Origin of the sequence: Psychromonas sp., assembly GCF_041586535.1 — a bacterium.
Classification (GTDB): domain Bacteria; phylum Pseudomonadota; class Gammaproteobacteria; order Enterobacterales; family Psychromonadaceae; genus Psychromonas.
In genome coordinates this window covers 1-8,160 of the sequence record NZ_JBFGZY010000169.1, presented here as the reverse complement: position 1 = coordinate 8,160, position 8,160 = coordinate 1, and the positions used below count along the sequence as shown (strand labels likewise).

General features: G+C 44.8%; 5 protein-coding genes. All 5 read right to left on the bottom strand.

Features of this window, described 5'->3' with window-relative positions:
• Positions 1 to 333 precede the first annotated feature (333 nt).
• Positions 334 to 2,997 (bottom strand): aconitate hydratase AcnA, encoded by a 2,664-nt coding sequence (gene acnA, locus ABZA00_RS15445; protein ID WP_372883051.1) that lies wholly within the window; start codon positions 2,995 to 2,997, stop codon positions 334 to 336.
• 185 nt (positions 2,998 to 3,182) lie between these two features.
• Positions 3,183 to 4,865 carry an ABC1 kinase family protein gene (locus ABZA00_RS15440; RefSeq protein WP_372883050.1) on the bottom strand — a complete coding sequence of 561 codons (1,683 nt, stop codon included), beginning with the start codon at positions 4,863 to 4,865 and terminating at the stop codon, positions 3,183 to 3,185.
• Between the two features lie 11 nt (positions 4,866 to 4,876).
• Entirely contained in the window at positions 4,877 to 5,560 is a 684-nt protein-coding gene (locus ABZA00_RS15435) for a DUF6781 family protein (protein ID WP_372883049.1), read from the bottom strand.
• 233 nt (positions 5,561 to 5,793) lie between these two features.
• Positions 5,794 to 6,456: a YceH family protein gene (locus tag ABZA00_RS15430; RefSeq protein ID WP_372883048.1), complete on the bottom strand. Its 663-nt coding sequence runs from the start codon at positions 6,454 to 6,456 to the stop codon at positions 5,794 to 5,796.
• A gap of 499 nt (positions 6,457 to 6,955) precedes the next feature.
• A complete protein-coding gene (locus ABZA00_RS15425; protein ID WP_372883047.1) occupies positions 6,956 to 7,942 on the bottom strand; it encodes a pentapeptide repeat-containing protein in 987 nt (328 codons plus the stop codon).
• Between the last annotated feature and the right edge of the window lie 218 nt (positions 7,943 to 8,160).

Sequence of the window (8,160 nt, the reverse complement as noted above, 5' to 3'; positions counted from 1 at the left end):
TCATTTATGCTTGTTAAAATAAATGCTAGCTTCGTTATTGATTTTGCAATTAGAACAACTAGTTACTGCAATCAATGCCTCGCTTTCATTTATTTTTCCTGACGCCTAAACAGATCATTTAATTAATCCAATTGGTATAACAAGGTCTTGTTTTTTATTTTAGACAAAAAACAAGACCTTGTAGCAAACTAAGTCAGTAAATAATTTTATATCATCATTTGCTAAGCCCTGTAAATGAACTGCAAATATAAAGCCAGCTTACGCCGCTTGCTCTACTCTCGGTAACTAAAACCAATGGTTATATTCTCATCCTTTACTTTTTCAAAAAATGACCTAGCCTGAAGTTGCCAGCATATTGCGGATTACGTAAGACAATATGCCGCCATTTGAGAAATAATCGAACTCATTAGCGGTATCAATCCTCACATCAAACTCAATATCCTTTTTATTACCATTATCATCAACCTGAACCACTATCTGCTTTTGACCTGCAGCAACTGCCGGGATAGAAAATAGCTCGCGACCTGATAAGCCATGTGAGTGGGCACTTTCACCTGCCTTAAACTGCAAGGGCAATATCCCCATGCCAATTAAATTAGAGCGATGTATGCGCTCATAACTTTGCGCCATAACGACTTTAACGCCCAGCAATGCAGGGCCTTTAGCTGCCCAGTCACGGCTGGAGCCTGTGCCGTACTCCTGCCCCGCTAATACAACGCTGCTGACATTTTCCTGCTGATATCTCATTGCCGCAGCATAAATCGACATTTGCTCATTTGACGGAAAATGGGTTGTGGCACTGCCGGTTGTGCCCGGCGCTAATTGATTTTTTAGCCTCACGTTGGCAAACGTCCCCCGCATCATTACCTCATGATTGCCGCGGCGGGAACCATAAGAATTAAAATCTTTTTCGTTTACCCCCTGCTCTTGTAAATAATCCGCCGCCGGACTGTCATTGGCAATTGAGCCTGCAGGTGAAATATGGTCAGTAGTGATACTGTCTTCCACCTTGACTAAGCAGCGTGCGTCTTCAATGGAGCGGATAGCATCGGCTGTCGCGGTCATTCCCTCAAAAAATGGCGGATGTTTAATGTACGTAGAGTCCGGCCAGCTATAGATACTGTCATCACCGCAGGACAAAGAATTCCAGGCATCATCACCGGTAAATACGTCGGAGTATTTATCGGTAAATATAGAACGGGAAATAGACGCCGCGACGACCTCTTTGATTTCCTGATCCGATGGCCACAAATCCTTCAGAAACACATCATTACCGTCTTTGTCCCGGCACAAAGGACCACCGGCAAGATCAATATTCATATTGCCGGCAATTGCATAGGCGACAACTAACGGCGGTGAAGCTAAATAATTTGCCGCAATATCGGCGTGAATTCTTCCTTCAAAATTTCGATTACCTGAAAGCACCGAGGTGACTGACAAGTTATTGTCTTTTATAACCTGTCCAATTTCATCCGGTAACGGGCCGGAATTACCGATACAAGTGGTGCAGCCATACCCCACCAGATTAAAACCTAAGGCTTCCAGATCATCCATCAGACCGGCATTTTGCAAATACTGAGTCACCACTTGCGAGCCAGGCGCTAAAGAAGTTTTAACCCAGGGTTTTGATTTTATACCACGTTTTGCTGCGTTTCTCGCCAGTAAACCTGCAGCGACCAACACCGAAGGGTTAGATGTATTGGTGCAGCTGGTAATGGCAGCGATGACCACGGCACCGTTTTTTAATTCAAACTCTTCACCACGATAGTTTACCCGCACAGCATTCTTCTCTGTGGATGTCCCATTCAGCGCGCTCCATTGTTTATACTGCTCTGCAGCTTCACTTAAAACAATGCGATCCTGTGGACGCTTCGGACCGGCGATACTAGGCATTACCGTTGTTAAATCAAATTCAATTTTCTCATGATACTCCGCCTCCTGCGTGGAGACATCATGCCAGATACCGAGCTGTTTTGCGTACAACTCAACCCGCTCAATATCTTCCCTCGAGCGGCCGGTCAGTTCCAGGTAATTAGACGACTCCTGATCCAGAGGAAAAATACCGCAGGTTGCGCCGTATTCCGGCGCCATGTTGGCAATGGTTGCCCGATCAGCGAGAGAAAGATGCGCTAGCCCTTCACCATAAAACTCCACAAACTTACCAACGACACCATGAGCACGCAGTTGCTGTGTAATGGTAAGTACTAAATCGGTGGCAGTGATCCCGGTGTTCAATTTACCCGTTAATTTAAACCCAACGACTTTAGGGATCAGCATAGTAACCGGCTGACCTAACATCGCCGCTTCCGCTTCAATTCCTCCCACACCCCAGCCCAAAATACCAAGGCCATTGATCATTGTGGTATGAGAATCTGTACCTACCAACGTATCCGGGTACGCCCAGTCTTCACCATCAAACTTCCCAGCAAATACGCAACGCGCCAGGTATTCCAAATTAACCTGATGAACAATACCGCGACCAGGTGGCACAACTTTAAAGTTATTAAAAGCTGATTGCCCCCATTTTAAGAATTGATAGCGCTCTTTATTGCGCTGGACTTCTATCTCGGTATTTTTTTTAAAGGCATCATCGCTGGCAAAAAAATCCACCATAACAGAGTGGTCGATAACCAGTTCGACCGGATTAAAAGGGTTTATATTTTGGGGATCGCCACCTAAACGGGAAATAGCATCACGCATTGCAGCCAAATCCACAATGGCCGGTACGCCGGTAAAGTCCTGCAGGACAACCCGTGCGGGAACAAAAGAGATCTCCTGCTCTTTACTTGAACTAACATCCCATTCAGCCAGAGCGATAATATCCTGCTCCTGGACAAAGGGCCGATCTTCATGACGCAGCAGGTTTTCCAGTAATATTTTGGCGGCATAGGGCAAGCGATTTAAATTATATTTAGATTCGAGCTTTTTAAAACTGATGCAGTTGAGGGTCTTATTTTTGAGTTGCAGCTTGGCAACGGACTTCCACTGTGTAGACATAATCGCTCCTGTTCTTTATAACTATTTAGCTTGCAGTATAGAAAGAATAAAAGCACTTTACCAATTGGCTGCGGAACTGCAACTACAACGCTAATAAACGGGGTAACTTTTAAAATATTAGGATTACCGATCTGGAAAAATCAGGACAAGTTAAAGCAGTAGTCTGTGGAATGGCTTTGTTCTGCTCAGCGCCCTCGTCCGCTTAACCAGATTGAGAACAGTAACCATATACCACCGATAGCGGCGCCAACAAAACCAAGTATGCCAAATAACGGCAGACCAAACAAAGTCGGTCCGCCCTCAACAGTCATCACAATGGAGGAGCCGATAATCATAGCCGCAACAACATTACCGACCGCCATCCGACTAGCTGCACGGTCGAGTTGATTGCCAAAGGTTTTCAACCGCGTCACATCAACATGCAGCTGAAATCGTCCGCTGCGGGCAGAGCGTAAAAGTTGCCGTAAATCCTGCGGCAAGCCAATTAATAGTTCCGCCGTTCCAGCCATTGCCTGCCAGCCTCTTTTTGCCAGCGCATCAGGTGAATGGCGAGCTAACATCAACTGTTGTAAAAGAGGATCTGCTTGGGCAACCATATCAAAATCAGGATCTAACTGCCGGGCAACTCCTTCCAGGGTGATCAGCGCTTTAACCAGTAAAATCAAATCAGGCGGTAGATTTAGAGCATATTCCCGAAGCAGTGACATCAGCTCGGTAAGCATAGTACCCAGATTGAAATTCTTTAACGAAACGCCGTGATATTGCTCAACAAATTCTTCTACTTCAAAAAGAAGAGCATCCTGATTAACCGGGGGATCACCTGCCCAATCCAGTAACACCTCAACGACACGCGGGGCATCCAGCTCAACCATGCTGTGCAAAAGCTGCACCACTTGATGACGGCGATCCACAGAGAGTCGACCGACCATACCGAAATCAATAAAAGCAATTCGATTATCCGGCAGATAAAAAATATTCCCCTGGTGAGGGTCGGCATGAAAAAAACCATCAATCAGGATCATTTTTAAAGCAGCCTGCCCGCCATACCCGGCTAACATTTTTCGGTCTAAACCAGCCTGCTCGACTGCATTAATATTTCGCCCTGGAATACCATCGATAAATTCCTGCACATTGACGCGTTCACAGCACCATGGCCAGTAAACTTTAGGGATCACGATTTGCGCATCCAGTGCAAAACTTTTGGCAACCCGTTCGGCATTCCGGCACTCAGCCAGCAAGTCTAACTCGCGTCGTAAAGAAACCGTAAATTGACGCACCACCTCACAAGGTTTAAAGCGCCGCAAAGCCGTTGACTCGGACTCCATCACCTCGGCAATCCGCGCAAGTAAACGTAAATCCGCTTCCATTACCGGCCGGATACCCGGTCGACGTACCTTAATAATGACCTGCGTACCGTCTTGCAGGCGAGCTCGATGGACTTGCGCAATGGATGCGGCCGCAAGGGGTTGAGTATCAAGTTCAGCAAAAGCCTGTAGCGGGCTACAGCCAAGATCTTCCTGTAATTGTTTACAGATTAATTCAAATGAAACAGGAGGAGCTTGATCCTGTAATTTTTCAAATTCAGCAATCCATTCCGGTGAAAACAGATCGGCACGTGTCGACAAAATCTGCCCGAGCTTGATAAAGGTAGGTCCCATCTCGGCCAGGGCCTGGCAAAACCTGGCAGGTGATTCTGACCTGGTTATATCGGAAACCCGTTTCCAGTGCAGAGCCTTACCAGCCCCCTCAAATACACTCGCCAGACCGAGTCTGCGCAGCACATCACCGAAACCATAACGGATTAATATCGACGCCAGCTCATTAACTCGGCCAATATCCCGCGCAGCGCCCAACGTCTCCCAAAGCATGGAGTACCTATCTACTCTTTTTTATTTTTAGAAGACTTGGACTTTAATTTCGCATCCAGAGTTTGCGCAATAGCATCGAGAAAACCCGCAGCCGCATAAGTAAGGTTGCTTGTTACCTGTAACGCAGAATCTGTTCCGGCTGTCACGGTGTCGCTTAATTTCTCCCCCAGCTCTTGGTTTAACTGTCTGACAATCTCTGCGCTATGCTGACCGACCGTCGTGCCACAGGCGCGACCATGACGAGCAAGATCATTTAATATGCCGGCAATCGCGTCATCTGTTCCCTTTGCCGCCTCCTTCAAGGTATCGATGTATATTCCTTCCAACGCATTAAGATCATCAATAGCCCGCTTTAGATCCTGCCTAGTGAAGGCTTTCACCTGCCCGCTTGCTTCCTGCACAGCTAATTTCGATGCCTCAGCAGCAGAGGACAAAGCATCATCAAGACCTGCAATTGCCCTGGCCAACTTTTCTTTACCTTCACTGCCATGAATAACTGCACCTAATCCGGCACCTTTAACGACGCTGCCGGCAACCTGAGCAATCTCTTCAAGATCCAATTTTCCTTCGCTTAACGTTTTAAGGGTGATAGAACGAACGGTTTCCCTGATATGCTGCTCTGTCTCCACCGCCTTCTTAATCTTATCTTCGAGATTTGCACGATTATTATTTGCGTCGTTATTAGCTGTTTGCATCTCTTTTCTCCTGCATAATTTACTGTCTGGGTAAATAAGGCGTTAATTACAAAAGTATATTTTAAATCAAGAGGTTCACTTGGATTGCCCGAAAAGTATAGGAAGAATAAAAGCCCTTTACCAAAAAATGCTGTATTGAGCAGGATGTTTTAGCTCATTTCCTGAAGGGGCATGGTAAAAAATAAGCCATATAATTTTAAATCACATGACTTTTTAATCGCTTAGTTTTACGGCTATTCAAGTAACACTGATAAACGAGCAAGCTCTGTTTTTAACGCATTTACCTCCTGCTCTAATAACGCCACCCGAGTTTCAAGTTCGCCCTGATCTGCTGAAGATACCGGTGCTGAATTAACTTCAGCTTCCGTAGAGGCAAATTCTTCTTCAGAAGTATCAGAAAATAGATGTATATAGCGAGACTCTCTTTTACCGGCCTCTCTGGCTAACTTTTTCACCAGCTGTGTGTTGTTTACGTGTTGCAATTGCTCAAGCGCGGCTTCAACTTCATTAACATTGGCAAAGTCTGCTAAACGATTGGTGCGGGTACGCAATTCACCGGGCGTTTGCGGACCGCGAAGAAACAGCACACAAATGATCGCTTTTTGTTGTTTTGTTAATTGTAAACTGCCAAATGAGGTATTACAGAACCTGTGCTTATATTTATTAACCCGTCCTGATGCGCCAGAATCGACCATCAGCTGTTTCATATCCATTAATTCATCGACAACATTTTGCACTTGTGCTTCTGAAAGTGACATAACCGGTTCACGGTTACTCTTTTGATTACAACCGTTGGTCAGCGCATTTAACGACAAAGGATATTGTTCAGGTGTGGTGATCTCCTTTTCAAGCATCACGCCAATAACACGACTTTGCAAAGCAGTTAATCTAATCATCTGCTGGGTTTCCTTAAGATATTCATACTTAATAGTGTAGGTAGTAATTGATTATATTGTTTTTTATTGAAAAAAGTAGGGCTTTTTCCGGAGTCTGTTGGGCACGTCATTGTCCATTCGCAGGTCACTCCATGTCCGTGAAAATTCAGCTGTTAAGATCCCGCACTTTCTGTATTTTCCTGCCGTAACGACAATCAGTTCACCAGAAAAAAATACGCACGCCCAGGTCGACAGCTATGCTCGGTGTGCCTGTGATGCGTTTGCTGTTTTCAATCTGGTTTCTAGAGCACCATATAGTTTAAAAAACGAACGCCAGAGCTGACTGAAAATCGCTCAGGCAAGACGTGTTAGCGAAGGAATAGAGATCTCTTTCGAGCTGACACAACGCAGAATGAGCGATTTTTAGGCGCTCTGGTGGAATGAACAGTTCATTATTTTTTTTTGCTTTAGCTGCCGCTTTTTTCTGTTTATTGCCCGCAACCTTAACACTAAAGCTTCATCAGCGAGTCATCTTCTTAACAAATACCACCACAAACAGGGCGATAGTAAAACTCCCCAAAAATGCTTCTACGGCAGCCACCAGCCGTGAAATACCAATCGGGATAAAGTCGCCATAACCGAGCGTGGTAAATGTCACCACACTGTAATAAAGAGATTCAAAAAAATAGGTGATGTTTTGCTCGCTACTGTTGTGCATAGAAAAAGCCTGAAATTCACCCGCAAAACGCAAACCAAAAATATAATAGAAAAAACTACAGAATAAAATGAGCAACAACGAAAAAGCAACCACGCGAAAGGGATCTTCACCATAGCCACAGAAAAGGTCAACAACCTTAGAATAAAAACGCTGCTGTGAATAAAGCGGTAACTGAAAACGACGCATGGTTAATTCTTTACGTAGATAGGGCCCGGATAAGGAAAATAATCCTTGTTTTTCACTCGCTTTACGGAGATTTCGATAAATCTCTTCCGCTTGTTCAAAATGTTTAACGGCTTCCTTGTCTTCACCCTGTGCAGCCAGAATTTTACCCTGATCTTCCTGAAGAATCGTTTTACCCGTTTTAATATGTTCCAGCTTAGTTTCATTGAGTTTGATACCGAGTAGATTACTCTCTTCAAGGTGAGTACAATGCAGGTCAGCCATTGACAAGTCGGCATCCACCAAGTTAGCGCGTATTAACACCACATTATAGAGATGCGCTCCTTTTAAGTTGGCGTGATTTAAATTTGCACCGGTTAAATCAAAGCCTTGATTGCGGTCTTCTCTTACCAAATTGAGATTTTCCAGATTGGCATTTTTTAGCTGTAGCCCGTGTAACATACCGCCATCACGGGCATATTTCTCTAATTTAGCGACGGTAAAAGCATTTTTTTTATCACATTGTGGATCATGCCAGTAACAAAAATCAGGATTAGAGGTGGCTTCATGACAGCGTTCACCAAGGTGATCGACATAACAACAAACATTATCGCCAGAGTCGGGCATAAAAGCTCCTTTTTGCTTTCTATTAAAATAAGTATAGAAAGAAAAGGGTTATCTGCCCGTCAAGTAACTTTTGGTTGATTGAAGCTCACCCAGCTAAAGCAAGGTGATTCTTGTCGTCAACGGTTTAGGCATTGCAACATTAAGTTGCGTTAGTCTTCTAAAACCTCTTACAAGCGTTTAACGTGTCGGCACTACCCGCCGCCACGAATTTTTAAGCG

Excerpts from the sequence above, each read along its gene's own strand:
- ABZA00_RS15425 (WP_372883047.1), bottom strand. The coding sequence starts at position 7,942 with ATGCCCGACTCTGGCGATAATGTTTGTTGTTATGTCGATCACCTTGGT.
- acnA (WP_372883051.1), bottom strand. The coding sequence starts at position 2,997 with ATGTCTACACAGTGGAAGTCCGTTGCCAAGCTGCAACTCAAAAATAAG.
- ABZA00_RS15440 (WP_372883050.1), bottom strand. The coding sequence starts at position 4,865 with ATGCTTTGGGAGACGTTGGGCGCTGCGCGGGATATTGGCCGAGTTAAT.
- ABZA00_RS15435 (WP_372883049.1), bottom strand. The coding sequence starts at position 5,560 with ATGCAAACAGCTAATAACGACGCAAATAATAATCGTGCAAATCTCGAA.
- ABZA00_RS15430 (WP_372883048.1), bottom strand. The coding sequence starts at position 6,456 with ATGATTAGATTAACTGCTTTGCAAAGTCGTGTTATTGGCGTGATGCTT.